14 protein-coding genes are annotated in these 18,408 nt (G+C 59.8%); 7 read left to right on the top strand and 7 right to left on the bottom strand.

The window, feature by feature from the left end; translation table 11 throughout:
* The first annotated feature begins 43 nt into the window (after positions 1–43).
* The 4 genes from mprF (at position 44) to ACP7B1_RS10225 (ending at position 6,244) form a co-directional block, all read left to right on the top strand.
* Entirely contained in the window at positions 44–2,575 is a 2,532-nt protein-coding gene (gene mprF / locus ACP7B1_RS10240; protein WP_426136905.1) for a bifunctional lysylphosphatidylglycerol flippase/synthetase MprF, read from the top strand.
* Positions 2,572–3,966, top strand: a complete 1,395-nt coding sequence (locus ACP7B1_RS10235; protein WP_426136904.1) for a virulence factor family protein — start codon at positions 2,572–2,574, stop codon at positions 3,964–3,966. Before mprF ends, ACP7B1_RS10235 begins: the two co-directional genes overlap by 4 nt.
* Positions 3,967–4,111: 145 nt before the next feature.
* The gene (locus tag ACP7B1_RS10230; RefSeq protein ID WP_346307826.1) at positions 4,112–4,996 is read left to right on the top strand and encodes a LysR family transcriptional regulator; all 885 of its coding nucleotides are present in this window, start codon (positions 4,112–4,114) and stop codon (positions 4,994–4,996) included.
* An 84-nt stretch (positions 4,997–5,080) separates the two neighbouring features.
* On the top strand, positions 5,081–6,244 hold the full coding sequence (locus tag ACP7B1_RS10225) for a TDT family transporter (RefSeq protein ID WP_346307825.1): 1,164 nt from the start codon (positions 5,081–5,083) through the stop codon (positions 6,242–6,244).
* On the opposite strand, the gene ACP7B1_RS10220 is transcribed toward ACP7B1_RS10225, so the two are convergent.
* Positions 6,241–7,266, bottom strand: a complete 1,026-nt coding sequence (locus tag ACP7B1_RS10220; RefSeq protein ID WP_426136903.1) for a bile acid:sodium symporter family protein — start codon at positions 7,264–7,266, stop codon at positions 6,241–6,243. The genes ACP7B1_RS10225 and ACP7B1_RS10220 overlap by 4 nt on opposite strands.
* 92 nt (positions 7,267–7,358) lie before the next feature.
* Between ACP7B1_RS10220 and ACP7B1_RS10215 the strand changes: the two genes are divergently transcribed.
* A complete protein-coding gene (locus ACP7B1_RS10215) occupies positions 7,359–8,219 on the top strand; it encodes a LysR family transcriptional regulator (RefSeq protein ID WP_346307823.1) in 861 nt (286 codons plus the stop codon).
* On the opposite strand, the gene ACP7B1_RS10210 is transcribed toward ACP7B1_RS10215, so the two are convergent.
* The 4 genes from ACP7B1_RS10210 to ACP7B1_RS10195 form a co-directional block, all read right to left on the bottom strand.
* A complete protein-coding gene (locus tag ACP7B1_RS10210) occupies positions 8,216–10,015 on the bottom strand; it encodes a GGDEF domain-containing protein (RefSeq protein WP_346307822.1) in 1,800 nt (599 codons plus the stop codon). The two genes, ACP7B1_RS10215 and ACP7B1_RS10210, sit on opposite strands and share 4 nt — an antisense overlap.
* A gap of 147 nt (positions 10,016–10,162) precedes the next feature.
* A complete protein-coding gene (locus tag ACP7B1_RS10205) occupies positions 10,163–11,956 on the bottom strand; it encodes a chloride channel protein (protein ID WP_346307821.1) in 1,794 nt (597 codons plus the stop codon).
* A 98-nt stretch (positions 11,957–12,054) separates the two neighbouring features.
* Positions 12,055–12,357, bottom strand: coding sequence for a hypothetical protein (locus ACP7B1_RS10200; protein WP_346307820.1), 303 nt, complete (start codon positions 12,355–12,357; stop codon positions 12,055–12,057).
* A 223-nt stretch (positions 12,358–12,580) separates the two neighbouring features.
* Positions 12,581–13,201 (bottom strand): hypothetical protein, encoded by a 621-nt coding sequence (locus ACP7B1_RS10195; protein ID WP_346307819.1) that lies wholly within the window; start codon positions 13,199–13,201, stop codon positions 12,581–12,583.
* A gap of 294 nt (positions 13,202–13,495) precedes the next feature.
* Here ACP7B1_RS10195 and ACP7B1_RS10190 point away from each other — a divergent pair, with 294 nt between their 5' ends.
* Positions 13,496–14,410: a GntR family transcriptional regulator gene (locus ACP7B1_RS10190; RefSeq protein ID WP_346307818.1), complete on the top strand. Its 915-nt coding sequence runs from the start codon at positions 13,496–13,498 to the stop codon at positions 14,408–14,410.
* A 339-nt stretch (positions 14,411–14,749) separates the two neighbouring features.
* Positions 14,750–16,126, top strand: coding sequence for an aminotransferase (locus tag ACP7B1_RS10185; RefSeq protein WP_346307817.1), 1,377 nt, complete (start codon positions 14,750–14,752; stop codon positions 16,124–16,126).
* 62 nt (positions 16,127–16,188) lie between these two features.
* Here ACP7B1_RS10185 and ACP7B1_RS10180 read toward each other — a convergent pair whose 3' ends face one another.
* Both ACP7B1_RS10180 and ACP7B1_RS10175 read right to left on the bottom strand, forming a co-directional pair.
* On the bottom strand, positions 16,189–17,139 hold the full coding sequence (locus ACP7B1_RS10180; protein ID WP_346307816.1) for a hypothetical protein: 951 nt from the start codon (positions 17,137–17,139) through the stop codon (positions 16,189–16,191).
* A gap of 140 nt (positions 17,140–17,279) precedes the next feature.
* On the bottom strand, positions 17,280–18,389 hold the full coding sequence (locus ACP7B1_RS10175; RefSeq protein ID WP_346307815.1) for an OmpA family protein: 1,110 nt from the start codon (positions 18,387–18,389) through the stop codon (positions 17,280–17,282).
* Between the last annotated feature and the right edge of the window lie 19 nt (positions 18,390–18,408).

The following is an 18,408-nucleotide window of genomic DNA, read 5'->3' as shown; positions in this document are numbered from 1 at the left end:
CTCGCAGCTCAAATTGCCGTGGGGAAAACGGACGAAATCGGCAATGTTCGCCTTCTTCGGCGTCGGCGTGGCTGTCCTCAGCCTGCTGGTCCTGACGCATTTGTCCAGCGAGATTTCGTTCAAGGCCGTCAAGCATTCGATCCATGCGATACCGAACAGCACATTGCTGCTGGCGCTGTTCTTTACCTTTGTCAGTTTTGCCGCGGTCGCGCTCTATGACGTGGTGGCTGTGGAAACCATCGCGCCCAAGCGTGTGCCCTATTATATCTCCGCCATGGCCGGCGGCGCCGGATATGCCATTTCCAATGCGCTCGGATTCTCGCTGCTGACCGGCGGCGCGCTGCGTTACCGGGTCTATGCCGCCGAAGGCATCAATGTGGCCGATATCGGCCGGATCATCGGCACGTCATGGCTGGCGATCTGGTTTGCCTTCACCATCATGATTGCCGTTGCGCTGGTGATCGATCCCACGCGCATTCCCTGGATTGTGTCGTTCGGTCCGGCGATCGACCAGATGATCGGTGCGTCCGTTCTTCTCGCGGTCGCGGTGCTGCTCTTCTGGCTGTCGCGCCGCGAGCGGACGCTGCGTATCGGCCGTGTTTCCGTGCGCCTGCCGTCGTCGCAGGGCGCCATGCTGCAGATCATTGCGGGATTGATCGACGTGGCCGCAGCGGCGGCAACCCTCTATGTCCTGATGCCCCACGGGGCCGTGCCCAGTATCGCCGCCTTTGCGCTGATCTATGTGGTCGCCGTGGCCCTCGGCATCATCAGCCATGCGCCGGGTGGCATCGGTGCGTTTGAAGCCACGATGATTGCCGGTCTGGGGATTGGCACAAATCCCGACGCGATTGCTGCGTTGCTGGCGTACCGGGCGATCTATACCCTCATTCCGTTCCTTGTCGCCATCATCGGCTTCGTCATCTCGGAAATACTGCGCCGCCGTCACCTTATTGCCGGGCCGACCATGCTGGCCGTGCGGGTGTTCGAAACGCTGATACCGCCGCTTTCCGCCGGTATCGCCTTTCTCGGCGGTATTGTCCTTCTGATTTCCTCGGTCACGCCGGACTTCACCCGCCGCCTGGAGGTGCTCTCCGATTTCGTGCCGATGCCGTTCCTGGAAATGTCGCATCTCGGTGCGAGCTTCGTCGGTCTGGCGCTGCTCATCGTGGCGCGGGGACTGGCGCGGCGGCTGTGGCGCGCCTGGGTGATGGCCGTTGTTCTCTTCAGCCTTGGAGCGGTCTTCTCCCTGGCAAAGGGGCTCGACTGGGAAGAAGCACTGGCCCTGACCCTGATGGCAGGCGTCCTCCTGCTGTTTGGCGATTCCTTCTACCGCAAGCCGATGGGGGAAAGCTTCAAGCTGACCTGGGGCTGGCTCGCCAGTATCGGCACCACGGCCTTTGCCGTGCTGTGGCTCGGCTTCTTCGCCTATCGCCATGTGGAATATGCCAACCAGCTCTGGTGGGAATTTGCCTGGGATGCGCAGGCATCCCGCTTCCTGCGCGGCAGCGTTCTGCTGCTGACCCTGCTGGCGGCGATCACCATCAACACCGTGATCAATGGCGTCGGGCGCGGCAAATTGCGTGCCCAACCCATTCCGGAAGAGGTGCCGGATCTGGTGGCGCAGTCGCCGCGCGCCTCCGATGCGCTGGCGCTTCTGGGCGACAAACGGTTTTTGATGGACGGCAAGGGGCGTGGCTTTGTGATGTTCGCCCGCTCCGGTGGCAGCCTGGTATCGATGGGCGAACCGGTCGGCGGGGATGACGGGGTCGTCGGGGGGCTTGCCTGGGCATTTCGCGACATGGCAGACCGCACTGGCGCCCGTACCGTCTTCTATGGCGTTGGACCGGAACGCCTGCCATTGTTCCTCGATATGGGCCTGACGGCGCTCAAGCTGGGCGAAGTTGCGCGCGTCGAACTGCGCGATTTTTCGCTGGAGGGTTCAAAACGCCAGCCGCTGCGCTATGCGGCGAGGCGGCTGGAAAAGGAAGGCATTTCCTTTGAAATCCTGCCCAAGGAGCAGACGCCGGCGGTCATGGACGAATTGCGCGAGGTGTCCGATGCCTGGCTGGAAATGAAATCAGGCTCCGAAAAGCGTTTTTCGCTCGGCTCGTTCGAAGTGGCTTACCTCTCGCATTTCGACATCGCGGTCCTGCGCAAGGACGGCGCGATCGTCGCCTTTGCCAATGTCTGGCGCGGCGCGGGGCAGAAGGAAATTGCTGTTGATCTGATGCGGCACCGGCCGGATGCGTCGAGCGTGATCATGGATGGCCTGTTTGCCAATCTGCTGATGGCGGCGAAGGCAGAGGGCTATGAGTGGTTCAATCTTGGTGCGGCTCCCTTGTCCGGCCTTTCCGACAGTCATCTCGCGTCCCGCTGGAACCGCATCGGTTCGTTCATCTACCGGCGTGGTGCTGAATTTTATCGATTTGACGGATTGCGCGCGTTCAAGGATAAGTTCGGTCCGAAATGGACACCCTATTATCTGATTTGCCCCCCAGGCCTTGCCACACCACGTTCCCTGATCGATGCAACGAATCTGGTGAGCGGCAGCCCCTTCGAGGTCTTTAAACGATGAAATTTCTACGCAGGCCTTATCTGTATCTTGTTGCTGCGCTTGTGATTATCAGCATCATTCTTTCCGTCACCTATCGCTATGTGCCAAGGCTTGCTTTCTGGACATCCGGGCGCATTCTGGTCACGTCCGAACGCCTGAGCGAAGTCCCGCTGCTGCAGCCGAGCATGAAACCAACCGGTATTGCCATCCTCGTGTCGCAGACCGGCGGTATCCGTGCTGACGACGAGGCGCTGTCCAAGCTGCTGCTTGATCGCGGTTTCCTCGTCCTGACGGTCGATCTGGAAAGATGGCGTCAGCAACTCAATCAGGATACGGGCGAATGCACCTATTTCGTCTCCGATCTTGAGGGCCTTGCGAAGGAAGCTCAGCGCATGATTTCTCTTGATACCTATATGCATCCTGTGATGATCGGCATTGGTGAAGGCGGCGTGATGTCCTATGCCTCGGTCGCCAATTCACCGGCGGCAACCCTTGCGGGGGCTGTCGCGCTCGACCCGACCGTTGCGCTCAACACCAAGCTGCCATCCTGTGAAGGGGCGGATTTCGAGCCGGTGGCCGGACAGGGCTACAGCTATTCCTATGATGCTGACCTGCCCAATCCGGCGGTGATCGTGCGGGAAAAGGCCGATCCGGCACCGTCCGGCCCGCCGACCCCCGGTTATTTCAAGGCGCAGGAGAAGCTGGCTGCGGCTAAGCCTGAGCGCATGCAGATGGCGGCCGACGCGGCAGTGGAAATTGCCAAGGAAGATGCCTCCGCCGATACCCTGCCGATCGTCGATATTCCGAGCAGCAACGGCCCGGCGAAATATCTCGCCGTGTTCTTCTCGGGCGATGGCGGCTGGCGCGATATCGACAAATCCGTCGGCGATATCATCGCCAAGGAGGGTGTGCATGTCGTCGGCGTCGATTCCCTGCGCTATTACTGGTCGGTGCGCAAGCCGGAAGACATCGCCAAGGATATCGGCCGCATCATCAAGAAAGCCGATCCGACAGGCAAGCTGCCCGTGGTTCTTCTCGGCTATTCCTTCGGGGCCAACACGGTACCCTTCGCCTGGCCCTTCATTCCCGAGCACCTGCAGCAGCGCATCGCCATGGTCGGTCTGATCGGCACGGAGGAAACCACGCCGTTCCAGGTTTCGGTCGGCGCGTGGCTCGGTCTTGGCGGCGACAACGAGGTGGCACCCGCCGTTGCCAAACTGCCGCCGGCAAAGGTGCTGTGCGTCTATGGTACGCAGGAGGATGACACCGCCTGCAACGACCCGTCGCTCAGCACGGTGCAAAAGATACAGCTGCAGGGCGATCATCATTACGATGAAAAATATGACACCCTGGCTGCCAAGCTGATGGAAGCCATTGCGTCCCGGGTGCAGGCACAGCCGGCGGCGCAGTAATAGGCGGGCCGGGCTGGACGAAACAGGGGCTGCACGGTGTGCGGCCCCTTTGTTTTGTCTGCAACCGGAAATTTAGGCCCCGCGCGGCTCGGCAATATGTGTAATCTGGCGAAGCTGTTGCCGAATCCTTGCTGAGAGACTGTTTATGACGCTGGACCAGTTGCGCATCTTCATCGCGGTTGCCGAGCGCGAGCACATCACCCATGCGGCGGCGGCTCTCAACATGACGCAGTCGGCGGTGAGTGCAGCCATCACCGCGCTTGAGACCAGACATGGCGTCACCCTGTTCGACCGGATCGGACGTTCCATCGTTCTCAACCAGACCGGGCGTGTGTTTCTAAAGGAAGCTGTCGCCGTGGTCGCGCGGGCCAAGGCCGCCGAAACCGCATTGACCGATCTGGCCGGTCTGATGCGCGGTGAGCTCTCGATCATGGCAAGCCAGACGATTGCCGGCTATTGGCTGCCGGACATGCTGGCCGCTTACAGGAAACGTTATCCCGGAATTACGCTCGATATCCGCATTGGCAACACCCGGCAGGTTGCGGCGGCCGTGGAAGCGGGCGAGGCGGAACTGGGGCTGGTGGAAGGCAGGGTTGAGCATGCGTTGCTGTCGACCAGGGTCGTGGCGACGGATGACATGGTGATCGTGGTTGCTGCCGGTCAGCCATGGGCCGCGCACCGCACTGTCGATGCGAGGGATTTCCGCGATGTCGCCTGGGTCCTGCGCGAAAAGGGCTCCGGCACCCGCTCGGCTTTTGAACAGTTGCTTGGCGCAGTGGACATGGATGTGACCATGCTTGATATCGCCATGGTGCTGCCGGGCAACGAGGCGGTGATCGGAGCTGTCGAGGCCGGCGTGGGAGCGACGCTGATATCGCGCAGCGTTGCCTCATCCAAGCTTCGCGCCAGACTGTTGCGGGAAGTTGCCTATCCGACCGTGCCGCGGCCGTTCTATCTCCTGCATCACCGCGAGCGCTATCACAGCAAGGCGGCGGATGCCTTTGTTTCCCTTGCGGAAGAGCGGGTATAGGCGATCATTCGATTTAGTCGATTGGTTTGACAAGTTTAATGCGTTGGAATTGATGGGTTGGCGCTTGCTAAGGATGCTCTGCCAATGACGCAGAGATTCATCATGACCACGCTTGAGACCTCGACACGCTCCGTTCCCCGTTCGATTGCGCCCAAAAGACTGGGTATTGTCCGTCAGTTCACGCCCAACTGGTTTGCAACGACGATGGGGACGGGCATTCTTTCCATTGCCTTGGGGCAATTCCCCGGCCAAGCCGCGGTGTTCGCCCTGGGCGAGGCGTTGTGGCTGGTCAATATGTTGCTCTTCGCCGCCTGCAGCCTGGCCTATGTCACCCGTTGGCTCCGCTATCGCCAAGAGGCGAAGCGGGTGTTCGATCATCCCGTCATGTCGATGTTCTTCGGCTGCATTCCCATGGGGCTTGCGACCATCATCAACGGTTTCCTGGTGTTCGGTATTGCCCGGCTGGGCGAGAGCGCCATTGCCATCGCCTATGCGCTCTGGTGGCTGGACGTGGTCCTTTCCGTCGGAATAGGCCTTGCCATACCGTTCATGATGTTCACCCGGCAATCCCACGCGATGGAGCAGATGACGTCCGTCTGGCTTCTGCCGGTGGTTGCCTGCGAAGTTGCGGCGGTCAGTGGCGGCCTGCTCCTGCCGCACATTGCCGATGCTTCGACGCAGCTCTCCGTCCTTCTTGCCAGCTATGTGCTCTGGGCCCTGTCCGTGCCGCTGGCGATGTGCATTCTCGTTGTGCTGTTCCTGCGCATGGCGCTGCACAAGCTGCCGGCGCCGAACATGGCCGCGTCGAGCTGGCTTGCCCTCGGACCGATCGGGACCGGCGCGCTCGGCATGTTCGTGCTCAGCGCCAATGCACCCGACATCTTCACCGCCCATGGATTGGGTGCTGTCGCCAGTGCTGTCTCCGGCGCGAGCCTGCTTGCCGGTGTGATCCTCTGGGGATACGGCCTGTGGTGGCTGGCCATGGCCGTGATGATCACCATCCGGTATTTCCGCGACGGCATTCCGTTCAACATGGGCTGGTGGGGCTATACATTCCCGCTGGGCGTCTATGCCGTGGCAACCCTGCGCCTGAGCCATATTTTCCCGGTCGTCAGCATCGCCCTGTTTGCGGAAGTGCTGGTGATCGCCCTTGCCATGGTCTGGCTCGTGGTCAGCGCGCGCACGCTTCGCGGTGTCTGGCTCGGTCAGGTCTTTGCCGATCCGAGCCTGGAAACCCGCGCTGCCTAACCGGCAGCGGTGGTTGCAGCCTTTTTATCCCCGGCGGATTGGACCAATGCCGCGGATGCCTGTTTCTTGCGGGCATCCGCATAGTGCTGGGCAATGACGGCACAGGCCATCAGCTGGATCTGGTGAAAGAGCATCAGCGGCAGCACGATGCTGCCAATGTTCTGACCGGCGAAAATCACCGTGGCAATGGGCACGCCGCTGGCAAGGCTCTTCTTCGAGCCGCAGAAGGTGATGGCGATCTCGTCCTCCTTGGAGAAACCCAGCCAGCGGCTGCCATACATGGTCGTGAGCAGGACCAGTGCAAGAAGCACGATGTTGACGGCAATGACCACGCCAAGATCGCGCAGCGACATGGTCTTCCACAGGCCTTCATTCACCGACTCGCTGAAGGCGAGATAAACAACCATCAGAATGGAGCCGCGATCCACCGGCATCAGGATTTTCTTCTTGCTGCGGATGAAATCGCCGATCCATGGCTGCAGCACCTGTCCGAGGATGAAGGGTGCCAGCAATTGCAGCAGAATGGATTGCAGCGCATCCAGCGAGAACCCGGCGTGACCGCTGGCGGAAAACAGCACGCCCGCCAGAAGCGGCGTCAGGAACATGCCGAAAATATTCGAGGCGGACGCCGAGCAGATGGCGGCCGGTACATTGCCGCCGGCAATCGATGTAAAGGCGATGGACGACTGCACCGTTGAAGGCAGCACGCATAGAAACAGGATGCCCGTATAGAAGGCAGGCGGCAGGATTGTCGGCACAAGCACACCGGCAGCCAGGCCGAAAATCGGGAACAGCACGAAGGTGGCCGCGAGAATCGTCAGATGCAGCTTCCAGTGCAGGAACCCGGCAATGACCACATCCCGCGACAGGCGCGCGCCGTGCAGGAAGAACAGAAGCCCGATGGCCACTTTCGTCGCCAGACCGAAATAACCGGCGGCGACGCCGCTGACAGGAAAAAACGATGCCAGCACGACGGTCGCAACAAGCATCAGGGTGAAATTGTCAGGCAAAAAACGGGACATGGTGGTCATTCCGGTACGATAGATTTGCGGTAGCATCCACTATCATGATATAGGATGCAAGGAATAACACTTATCATGATTCAGGATTTCATATGCTTGATCTCATGCAATTGCGCAGTTTCGTCGCCCTGGAGCAGATGGGCAGCTTTTCCATGGCGGCGAAAAAGCTGGGGCTTGGGCAGTCCACGGTCAGCCAGCACATCCAGAGGCTGGAGACGCAGCTTGGCCGCAGTCTGGTGCAGCGCGATACGCATCGTCTTGCCCTGACGCCGGATGGCGAGGCGCTGCTTGCCCATGCGCGGACCATGCTGACGATCAATGGCGAAGTGCAGGCGCTTTTCGCCGAGAACAGCTTGCGCGGCCATCTGCGCCTTGGCGTTTCCGAGGATTTCGTCACCAGCCGTCTGCCTGATGTGCTGGAGGATTTCGGGCGGGCGCACCCGTCCGTCGACCTGGAACTCACCGTGTCCCTGAGCGGTGTCCTTTACGAGATGCTCGACCGGGGCGAGATCGATCTGGTCCTGGCCAAGCGCCGTCTTGGCGATCCGCGCGGCGAACTAGTCTATCGCGAGCCGCTGGTCTGGCTGACGCGCGATCCGGCGCGTCTGGTTGGAAAGCAGAAGGCGCTGCCGCTGATCGCCTTTCCGCCGCCGAGCATCACCCGCCGCGTAGCGCTGGAGACGCTGGAAAAGCACCAGATTCCCTGGCGCATCGTCTGTACCTGCGGCAGCCTCAGCGGGCTGATTGCGGCAGCGAGAGCCGGCATGGGCGTCTTGGTGCAACCGCGCAGCATGGTTCCGGCAGGCTTGCAGGAGCTTCCCGCTGGCCGGCTGCCCACACTCGAGGACGTGGAATTCGTGCTGGTTCCGCGCAAGGGCGCCGACGGCGAGCTGATCGCGGCGCTGTCGAAGGAAATCCTGTCGAATGTCCGCAATTTCCAGAATGCCGGTTAAACTTCCGTCAGATTGCTGAACACCAGTCCCGACGGATTGGCCTTGGCTGAAGCCTTGATCGCTGCGATGGATGCGCTGACCCGATTGACATCCGCATGCATGAGGCCTTCGGCGATCTCCAGCACGGCGATGCTGCAGCGCATGAGCGGGAAGTGGCGCTCGCCGCCGGATCGGTCGTGGGCGCGGATCGCACCGGCGGCGCGGTCTTCCGGCGTATAGAGATCGAGTACATTGGTCTGGAAATCGCCCAAGAGCGCGGTCAGCCGTTCCTCGATTTCCGCCCGGCTGCCGCCGCTCATGCCGATGAAGAAGTCATCGCCGCCGACATGGCCGAGGAACTTGTCTTCCCCGACAAAATGATGGCGGAGCAGTGAGGCAAACAGGCCAATGGCCAGATCGCCCTTCTGGAAGCCGTAATGGTCGTTGAACGGCTTGAAATTGTCGAAGTCGCAATAGCAGAAGAAGCGGGTCACCGAACTGTCCCGCATGATATCCTGCACGTAGTCGCGGATGGACCGGTTGCCCGGCAGGCCGGTCAGCGGATTCTGGTCCTGTGCCGTCTTCAGCTGCTTTTCGTTGATGATTTTCAGCAGGGACGAGGCGGAGAGCACACCGGCATAGCGCAGGTTCTCGGTAAGGATCACGCAGTCGCTGCCGTCGATCCCGGCGAAAATCTTGAGCATCTGCTCGGCGGGCGTATCGAGATCGGCGATCGGGGTGCCGGTGACGAAATGCGAGATGCCGCGCTGATAAATGCGGTTCTTCAGGAGATCGCGGCCGAAGGGATGATAGATCATCGCCTTGACGTGGTATTCGTGCAAAACGCCGCGCGGCTCGTCATTGGCGCTGAGCACCGGAAAAAAGCTCTGCTGCGGGTTTTTGCGGAAAAGCTCGAAGACATTGTCGAGATCGTCATTCTCGCGCACGGCGGGCAGGCGCTGCACCTGCGCCCGGATGAGAATGCTGTCGAGCGTCGTGGTTTGGCGGCGCCCGCTACCGGCCTGTTCCAGATGGGGATAAATATCCTGCAGCTCCCCGACATTGGTGGTGGGGCGCGCGATGTAATATCCTTGGACGAGATCGCAGCCGAGATCGCGGCAGACAATATATTCGGCTTCGGTCTCCACGCCTTCAGCGATGACGCGTGCGCCCAGCATATGCCCCATCTGGACAATCTGCTTGACGATGTGGCGTTTGCGCGGGCTGGCATCGAGGCCAGAGATGAAGTGGCGGTCGATCTTCACATAGTCTGTCGGATAGTCGCAAAGCAGTTTCAGCCCGTTGAACCCAACGCCGAAATCATCGATGGCAAGCTTGAAGCCGCCATGGCGCAGCTTGTTGATCAGTGCGGTGAACGCCGCATCCTTGGTGTTGTCGAAGCGCTCGGACAGTTCGAAACAAATGGAGGAGGGACGAATGCCGGCCTTGATCAGCTGCTGGGTCAGGCGCTCGATGAAATTGGTGCCCAGGCTGATCAGGCGTGCGTCGATATTGATGAACAGCATGCGGTGGGTGAAGCCGGGCAGGCCGGAAAACCCGGCAAAGGCCCGGCCATTGATCATCTGTTCCAGTTCGGCCAGCTGGCCGACATCGTGCGCCTTGTCGAGCAGTTCGGGCGGCGAACCGAAACCCAGCCGGTCAAACCCGCGCATAAGCGATTCATAGCCGAAGGTCGCCCCCGTTGCCGCCTCGACGATGGGCTGGAATGCGGTTTCTATGGCCAGCTTGGCGAGGGTCACGAGCTGATCGTCACCAAAACGGCGCAGGACCAGCATTTCGGCAGGTTGGAAGGACATGAGGTACTCCGGCATGGATGCAAATTGCCGCCGGATAATTTCCGCCTATCCTTGAATATTCCGTTTCTGCCAGATGACAGTTTTATGAAGTTTACCGCAGGTATCGGGCCGGGGCGTGCCGGTGATGGTTTCAGCGCGTTTCCGGCCTCACAGTTCACCCGAAATCTCCCGCCGCCGCTGGTCGAGTTCTTCGCTGTAGCGGCGCAGCGTATGGCTTTCCGTAAGAAGCCCGACGACGTTGCGCTCGATGAGGTTGTCGATGACGGCCAGCGCTTCGCTTTCCGTCTTGTCGAAGATGCCGACCGCCTGCTTGGCATTCATCTGCGGGTGCAGATAATCGCTCTGGTATTTCATCAGGCTGCCGATTTCCTGGGTGCGGGCCGATTCATCGACAATTTCCGAATGGGCTTCGGGTACGAGAACAATACCGGCATATTTGCCCGCATCGTCGAGAACCACAACGCGCTGGGTGGAGCCGAGGGGAAAATCGTGGCGGAAATCGGCGATGGTCATATGCGTCGATGCGGTGCGCACATCCCGGCGCATCAGACGGTCGACGGTGAGATTGCGGATCCAGCCGACATCGTGGGCGCTGCGGATGCTTTCCCCACGCAGATGAAAGCGCCACGTGGCGAAGGAATAGCCAAAGGTGTTGCGCACGGTCAGCGACGCGGTGATGACGGCGGCCAGAACCAGCGCGGTGATCGGAAAATCCCCGGTGATTTCCAGAGCCAGGAAGGTCATGGTCAACGGTCCGCCAATGACGGCGACCGCAAGGGAACTCATGCCGACCACGGCGTAGATTACCGGTGTCAGCGTGGCATGCGCAAAAATGAAGGGCGCGGAATAAGCGAATATCTTGCCGAGCAACGCCCCCATGAACAGCGACGCGAAAAACAGACCGCCGCGAAAGCCAGAGCCGATGGACACTGCCGAGGCCGTCGATTTGAGCAGGAGGATGCCAAGCAGCGAGGCAATGGTTGCGGTATGATCGAGATTGAGGTGCAGGGCACCATGACCGCCGGACAGCACCTGCGGCGAAATCAGTGCGAGCGCACCCACGACAGCTCCGCCGATCGCCGGACGGATCGATGATGGAACCGAGCTTTTGCGGGCGAGTTCCTCGACAAAGGAGACGCCCTTCATCAGCAGGATGCCTGCACCGGCGCAGAGAATGCCGAGCAGCAGGGCCGGCACATAATCGGCGGTGACGACCGTGCCGAAACTGCCGACGTCAATCATGAAATCGCTGCCGACAAGAGCGCGCGCAACAATGGTGGAGACAAGGGCGGACACGACAACCGGCGCGAGGCTGGTGATGGTGTAGGAGCCGATGATCAGCTCGAAGGCGTAGAACGATCCGGTCAGCGGTGCGTTGAAAGCCGCGGAAATGGCGCCCGCTGCGCCGCATCCAACGAGAATGCGCAGTTCAGCCCGGCGCAGCTGCAGCGACAGGCCAAGTTTCGAGGCCAGGCCCGATGCCAGCTGGGTATAGCCGGCTTCCAATCCCACGGATGCGCCAAAACCATTGGAAATGACATTCTGCACGGCGACAATGATACTGTCGTTGAGAGAAAGGCGGCCGCCATGCAAGGCGTTGGCTTCGATGGGATCGACCATGGGGCGCTTGCGCCAGCGGGCCAGGATCAGCACCAGAATTCCGAGCAGAATGCCACCGGCGAGCGGAGCGGAAAAAACGATCATCTGATCCAGCGCGCTCATGGAACTCAGGCGTTCGCCTTCTTCGATCTTGAAAATGAGCTGATGCATTTCCTGGGTGATCAGGCTCATGCCCGTGACCACGACACCCGCAACCAGACCGATCAGTGCAGCAGCCAGAACAAGCCCGAGCTCGCTGCCGCGCGCAAAGGCCCGGAGCCGGCTGGGTGCCAGAAGAATGGAAAGGACACCGAGGCGGCGAATGTTGAATTTTCGGAGCATTTTAGACTGCAGGGACGAGGAAAGTTGCCCGTGCAGGTTTATACCCAAGGCGCTGCCACGTCAAAACAAGAGGCACGCCAAGCGACCGGATTTTGGCTTCAGCCGCGTGTGTAGCCGGGCCGGTACGGCGCGCTGGGCCCTGGCTTCACCAGGGCAGCCTTGCGTGCCGCCGCTTCGGCCTGTTCGCGGCGCAGCTGATGGGCTCGCGCAGCATCGAGCGTCAGGCGCAGTTCAAAATTCTTGCGGACCGCACGGTCAAGCGAAAGCGCGGCAAGCCGCGTCACATCCGATACGCCTGATGTATAGATCTGCAGGACGATGAGGGAGATTTCCTGCGCATAGACCTTTGAGCGCGGGCCAAGATCCAGCATGCGGAAAGCTTCAGCATAAGCCTTTCGCATGATTGCCAGGTCTTGCGGCGAGTAGACCGGTCCCGCTGAATCGCAAAAAATCATTTTTACCCCCGAAACGGCACGCAAAACATGCCGTCACAACCCAATCAGCCCGTCACCAAACTATTGGTAATAGGCGCGGAGAACAACTGGAAATTGCGCGGAGACATGCAGCCCATTGCAACGACCGTTGATGGGCTGATGCGGTGGCGTGAATTCGACGCCTGTGCCGTCAGTGCGGGCAGGTCTGCGGCTGTCCGTTCAAGCCCTGATGCTTGATTTCGAACGTCGATTTTGACGTTTCGCCATTTCGGGTGATCGTGACGACATAGATGCTGTCAAAATCATCTTTCTGCCATTTCGGCACGGCTCCGGCGTCGCCATTGTTGGCTTCGAGAAGGTCGCTGACGATGTTGTCGATTTTCTTGTGTTCCCAGGCGACCAGAATGCGGGCATTGCGCAATTTTTGCTTGCTCAGGGCCTTGGTAAGGTCCTTGCGCTCGGACACGCCGATGCTCGCGTTGACCGGCAGGCCGAACGAGATGGCCGTCGGCTCGATCGTGGCCAGAGGGCGGATGTAGTCATAGTTCTCGCCGCCGTCTTCCTTCTGATCGGAGGGGTTCGGTGCGAAAATATAATCGGGCTTGCCCAGTGTCCTGGCAATCACCGGGGGAAGGGCGAGGGCGCGATTCAATCCCTGGCAATTGAGCTGGCCCAGGCCTTTTTCCGGCTTTTCACCATGCCTGATAAAGGCAATCGTCTGGACGCTGTCGCTGCTCCAGGCGGGCGCCGTGCCGGCGGTCAAAGCCAGCATGGCAATTGCGGTGAGTGATCCGAATAAGCGTAGAGCCATGGTTGATTCCTTCCTTTTGCCAATTCCTATTCCGGCTAACATGGAAGCGCTACAGGATTCTTCGAGCGGCAACCCGTCAGGGCATGCGGGCATGGACATGGACCAATGCCATGATCTGGGCTGATGAATGGCTTAGCGCCAGCCTGGAGATATCCCCATTGCGGTCCGCAAACGAACAAATGTGATGATTTGAAGCAGAAAAGTGCGTTTTTATGTTGGAAATGACCGTATAAGGATTGATAAAAGTTCTTTGTTGGGAAAAAGTACAATTAATATTACAAGGGGTATTGGAACTTGACCAAGCACACACCACTTCAGACACGGATTCGCGATCAATTGCAACGACGGTTCGGTGAGGACCTGCATGTCGGCGACCGGGTGAATGAGGCGGAAATTGCCGATGCCCTGGGGATTTCGCGCACGCCCGTGCGCAAGGTGCTCTGGCAGCTGCAGAATGAAGGTGTCGTCAGCTACGAGCAGCACCGCGGGTTTCGCCTCGCGGATGCAAGCGCCGACGTGTTTGATACGGATGCCGAGAAGAATGAGCTGCTGGATGAAAGGGTGATGCGCGACATGGCGCTCGGCCAGCTCGCCAGCGTGATCAGCGAGCGGGCGCTGATGCAGAAATATGCGGTTCCGCACGGCATTCTCATGTCGACCCTGCGTCGCCTGATGCGCGACCAACTGGTCGAACCGTCCGTCGGTCACGGATGGATTTTTGCCGACGTCAGTGCCACTGCCCTGGAGAGCGGATACAAGTTCCGCCAGATTCTTGAACCGGCCACCATTCTGGCCGATCCCTACTTCGTCGATGTCGAGGCCTTTCAGGCGATTGACCGCGATCATGCCAATACAATCGCCAATATCGAAAAGGTTGATCAGCGCCGGCTTTTCGATCTGGATGCCAAATTTCACCGGCTGATCGCGCTCGGCGCCAAGTCTGCGCATCTGGTTGACGCCATCGAGCGCCAGAACAACATCCGGCGGGTCAACGAATATATCGGGTTTGTCCGGCTCGACCGCATCCGCGACTCCCTCGGTGAACACCGCAATATCATCGCAGCCCTGCTGCGCGGCGAGAGGCAGGTGGCTGCGGCCCTGATGCGGCTGCATCTGCAAATCTCCAGGGATGAGACATTCAAGTACATCGAGGACGATCTTGAGCGGGTCCGGGCGGGGGATTTGCATCTTTCCCTGGAAAAGGACTGATACGTCACCCGCCGGTCGCGGCACCGTGCTGATCCGCAGGCAGGACATTGGTGTTCTGCTTGGGTCGCTTCCGCATTTATCTCAAATATAGTGCAATAGAGAATTTTCACGCTGGTATCGCCTGATGCCGGCTAAATCCCCATTTCAAGAAACATCGTAGTGAATACACCGGAAAGCGGACATGTTTATGCCGAGCCGCAAGATGTTGTTGCGATATATGGTTCGTCAAAGTGATGATGCTGCAATGTCAATAAAAGCATTTTGTATTGACAAAATGCAATATGTGAATTCTCATGAAGCGCAGATGCGATCAACGCATCGTTACTTCTGGAGGGATTCATGGACGCAACAGTACAGTCTTGGGAGCGCCGGGAACTTGGCAGCTTCTTCCATACATTCTCGGATCTGGCATCACTGCGAGAGGATGGACCGGCCATCGTCGAGAAAGGCGATGGCGCCTATATCTTCGACACCGCCGGCAAGCGCTATTTCGAGGGCAACTCCGGCCTTTGGAACATGACGCTGGGATTTTCCGAAACGCGCCTGGCCGACGTTGCCGCCCGGCAATATGCGCAGTTTCCCGGTTATCACACCTTCTTTGGCCGTAACTCGAAGCCCACCGTTGCTCTGGCCGAGCGCATGCTTGAACTGGCGCCGGTGCCGATGAGCCGTGTCTTTTTCACAAACTCGGGCTCGGATGCCAATGAATCCGTCATCAAGCTCCTGTGGATGATGTGGGCGGCGGAAGGCCAGCCCAGACGGCGCAAGCTGCTGACACGCAAGAACGCCTATCATGGCGCCACCGTCATGGCCTCGGCGTTGACGGGCAAGGATTACGTGCGGGCCTTCGGTCTGCCCAATGCCGAGATCGTTACCCTTGACTGTCCGCATAGCTGGCGCTTTGCGCTGCCGGGTGAAAGCGATGAGGACTATTGCGCCCGGCTTGCCGCCCGGCTCGAACAGCAGATTTTGGCGGAAGGCCCGGAGACCATTGCCGGCATGTTCGCCGAGCCCGTGATGGGGGCGGGCGGTGTCATCGTGCCGCCGGATGGGTATTTCCGCATGATCCAGCCGGTTCTGCAGCGTTATGGCATCCCGCTCGTCGCCGATGAGGTGATCTGCGGCTTCGGCCGGACAGGGCATCTGTGGGGGGCGCAGGCGGTCGGCCTGCGGCCGGATATCATCGTGGCATCAAAGAGCATGTCGGCGGGTTATTTCCCGATGGGCGCCGTGATGCTGTCGGCCGACATGGACAAGCGGGCGACCGCCGCCTGCGAACGCTGGGAAGAGTTTCCGCATGGTTATACCACCGGCGGTCATCCCGTTGGATGCGCCATTTCGCTGGAAGCGATCCGCATCATCACGGAAGAGGGCATTCTCGACAACATTCGCACGGTCGGCCCGGTTTTCCAGGCCGGATTGCGCACGCTGGCCGAACACCCCATGGTTGGCGAGGCGCGCGGCCTTGGCCTGATGGGTGCGCTGGAGATGGTGGCGGACAAGAAAACCAAGACCGCCTATGCGGGGGAGTATCGCGTCGGGGACCGGATCGCCAAGGCGGCGCGCGATCTCGGCTTCATCATTCGTCCGCTCGGCGCCTCCGTGGTTCTGGCGCCGCCATTCATTGCCACGCTTGACCAGATCGGGCAGTTGCTGGATGTCCTGAAGCAGATTCTGGACGATGTTCATGCGGATGTGAGCAGGCATCACGCGTGAGATATTGCGACCTGCTCCCGGGCATTCCTCTCCGGGTGCAGGCCGTCTTGTGTCCTGGCGGTTTATGCCGTTGCCGCCAGACCGGCATTTTCCTTGAGTTTTCTGAATTTGCCGGACAGTTGCGACAGCTTGGCTTCCCATTCGGGATTGGGCGACTGGCCTTCGATCGTCCGGAAAAACACCTGCATCATGCATGTGATGGCAAACGGTTCGATGAGGGCCGCCTTGACGGCCCAGGCAAAGATGAGGGCGAGAAGGAAACCGCCTGATGTCCAACCGCCTGGAATCCAGTAGAGCAGGGCCGCTGCCGGCGCCAGCATCACCAGGAACACGGCGATCGACAGGCCGTAGACGATGACGGTCAGGAACGCGGCGTTGCGCAGCATCGTTCCCGCATTCTGGCCGTAGAGCACCAGTGCCGACTGTGCCGATTGCCAGGGATTGGGGCTGCGGGTCCGGATGATGTAGGCAAGCATGACCTCGTCGATGAAGCCGACGGCGATGCGCAGGAATGCCCGGATCAGCGACATGAGCTGGTCGAGGCCGGGAAGGGGCAGAAAGGCTGCGATACCCTGCACCAGTCCGGTGATGGCCGTCAGCACACCCTTGATCAACTGGTCAACGGCAAAAAGGACGCTTGCCTCGGCAAACCGGTTTGCGACGATGCCTCTGGCGTACTGGATCTGCCCCTGATTGTCCGGCAATGGCCTGCCATCGAGGAGCTCCACCAGCACGGCAATATGCCCTGCCTTGACGACGTAGAGGATATATTCCCGCATGAGATAGAGTGCTCCTGCGGTCATACAGAAGCCCAACAGCCCGCCGATGAAGATGGAATTGGCTCGGAAATTTTCGTCGCCGAGGCCGCCGATACCCCATCCGATACCGGCGCCGGTTGATGTGACAAGCACATAGGCGATGACCATGCCGAAATAGATCGCAATTCTAAGCGCGATGAACGGGGCCGTGCGCGCCATGAGGCCGAGTGAACGGCTGATACTGAAGTTCCACATGAGTGTCCTGCTTGATCTTTGAGAATGTACACCTGCTGGCGTGCCTGATTGCCATGTCGGCCATTCAACCGCCTGCGGAGATTAAAAGCTCTGAAACACATCGCGTTGGCGGCATTTGCGCCGCCAACGGATTGTGCGTGTTAGCGCATTTTGACGAGTTCAACGCGCCGGTTCTTTGAGCGGTTTTCCTCGGTTGCATTGCTTGCAGTAGGGGCAGACATGCCCGCACCGAAGGAGCGCAGCCGCCCGATCGCGATACCGTAGCGATCCGCCAGCGTTCTGGTCACCGATGCAGCCCGGCGCTTGGACAGGTCGACATTGTAGTCGAAATTGCCGACGTCATCCGTGTGGCCAACGATCAGAACATTGAGGTCCTGGTTCGATTTCATCATGTTGGCGATCTCCGCCAATGCGGCGTCGGATTCCGGCTTGATATCGGTCCGGTCTGTGTCGAAGAAAATGCCATAGAGCGCAACGCGGCCGCTGGTATCGAGGGCCGTTGCCATTTCGCGGGCATTGACGGTGACCATTTTCTGTTCACGCTTTTCCGGTTCCACCACGTTGACGAGGGCGATCGTCCGGTCGGTGAAACGGGCGCAATCGTCGGTGAAGCTCTTGGCAATGCGATAGGTATGGACCGTCGCATAGGCGTCCGCGCCGCCCTGCGGAAAGCTGGCTGCAAAAAAGCGCTGGTCATCGATCTTGTACGGCAGGGCCGAGCAGCCCAATGCATCATCGAATTTTGCCTGCAGCTTGCTTTCGTCGATGAAGTACATCATCAGGCTGGTGTCTTCATTGCCGCCCGTGGGGACGCGGGCCGACAGATCGGCGCTGCCGCCGCATTCTTCGCCCTTGCAGGAATAGAGAACCTTGCCGCCCTTCGCTGCGATTTCATCCTGATAGTTCCGCGTGACCTCGAGCGTGGAGCGGCCTTCGGGGGTGAGATAAATGAGCCGGGTCAGCTCGCCTTCGACCGTCTGCTTCTGCTTGGGCTTGAATATCTCCATATAGCTCTGTTCGGTCTTCTCGCCCGTGTCGACGAGCGGAGACAGCGGAAAGGTGAAGTCGGTGAATTTCTGGTGAAGATGGCTCAGGATGAGCGAGCCTTCATAGCGCTTCAGTGCCGGGCTGTCCGATGCGCCCGCAATGTCCTTCTTGGGCAGCGCTGTTTCCTGCGCCCATGCGGCTGTTGCCATCATGGCCACGATCAGGCTGGTGCGGACACATAATTTCGTGAAGTGGTTGAACATGATTTTTCCTGTCAATGGT

The organism is Phyllobacterium sp. SL163, from assembly GCF_049896885.1.
Classification (GTDB): domain Bacteria; phylum Pseudomonadota; class Alphaproteobacteria; order Rhizobiales; family Rhizobiaceae; genus Phyllobacterium; species Phyllobacterium calauticae.
Note: the sequence above shows the minus strand (reverse complement) of the source record. Positions and strands in the feature narration are given on the sequence as shown.

Excerpts from the sequence above, each read along its gene's own strand:
- mprF (WP_426136905.1), top strand. The coding sequence starts at position 44 with ATGTTCGCCTTCTTCGGCGTCGGCGTGGCTGTCCTCAGCCTGCTGGTC.
- ACP7B1_RS10235 (WP_426136904.1), top strand. The coding sequence starts at position 2,572 with ATGAAATTTCTACGCAGGCCTTATCTGTATCTTGTTGCTGCGCTTGTG.
- ACP7B1_RS10230 (WP_346307826.1), top strand. The coding sequence starts at position 4,112 with ATGACGCTGGACCAGTTGCGCATCTTCATCGCGGTTGCCGAGCGCGAG.
- ACP7B1_RS10225 (WP_346307825.1), top strand. The coding sequence starts at position 5,081 with ATGACGCAGAGATTCATCATGACCACGCTTGAGACCTCGACACGCTCC.
- ACP7B1_RS10220 (WP_426136903.1), bottom strand. The coding sequence starts at position 7,266 with ATGTCCCGTTTTTTGCCTGACAATTTCACCCTGATGCTTGTTGCGACC.
- ACP7B1_RS10215 (WP_346307823.1), top strand. The coding sequence starts at position 7,359 with ATGCTTGATCTCATGCAATTGCGCAGTTTCGTCGCCCTGGAGCAGATG.
- ACP7B1_RS10210 (WP_346307822.1), bottom strand. The coding sequence starts at position 10,015 with ATGTCCTTCCAACCTGCCGAAATGCTGGTCCTGCGCCGTTTTGGTGAC.
- ACP7B1_RS10205 (WP_346307821.1), bottom strand. The coding sequence starts at position 11,956 with ATGCTCCGAAAATTCAACATTCGCCGCCTCGGTGTCCTTTCCATTCTT.
- ACP7B1_RS10200 (WP_346307820.1), bottom strand. The coding sequence starts at position 12,357 with ATGCGAAAGGCTTATGCTGAAGCTTTCCGCATGCTGGATCTTGGCCCG.
- ACP7B1_RS10195 (WP_346307819.1), bottom strand. The coding sequence starts at position 13,201 with ATGGCTCTACGCTTATTCGGATCACTCACCGCAATTGCCATGCTGGCT.
- ACP7B1_RS10185 (WP_346307817.1), top strand. The coding sequence starts at position 14,750 with ATGGACGCAACAGTACAGTCTTGGGAGCGCCGGGAACTTGGCAGCTTC.
- ACP7B1_RS10180 (WP_346307816.1), bottom strand. The coding sequence starts at position 17,139 with ATGTGGAACTTCAGTATCAGCCGTTCACTCGGCCTCATGGCGCGCACG.
- ACP7B1_RS10175 (WP_346307815.1), bottom strand. The coding sequence starts at position 18,389 with ATGTTCAACCACTTCACGAAATTATGTGTCCGCACCAGCCTGATCGTG.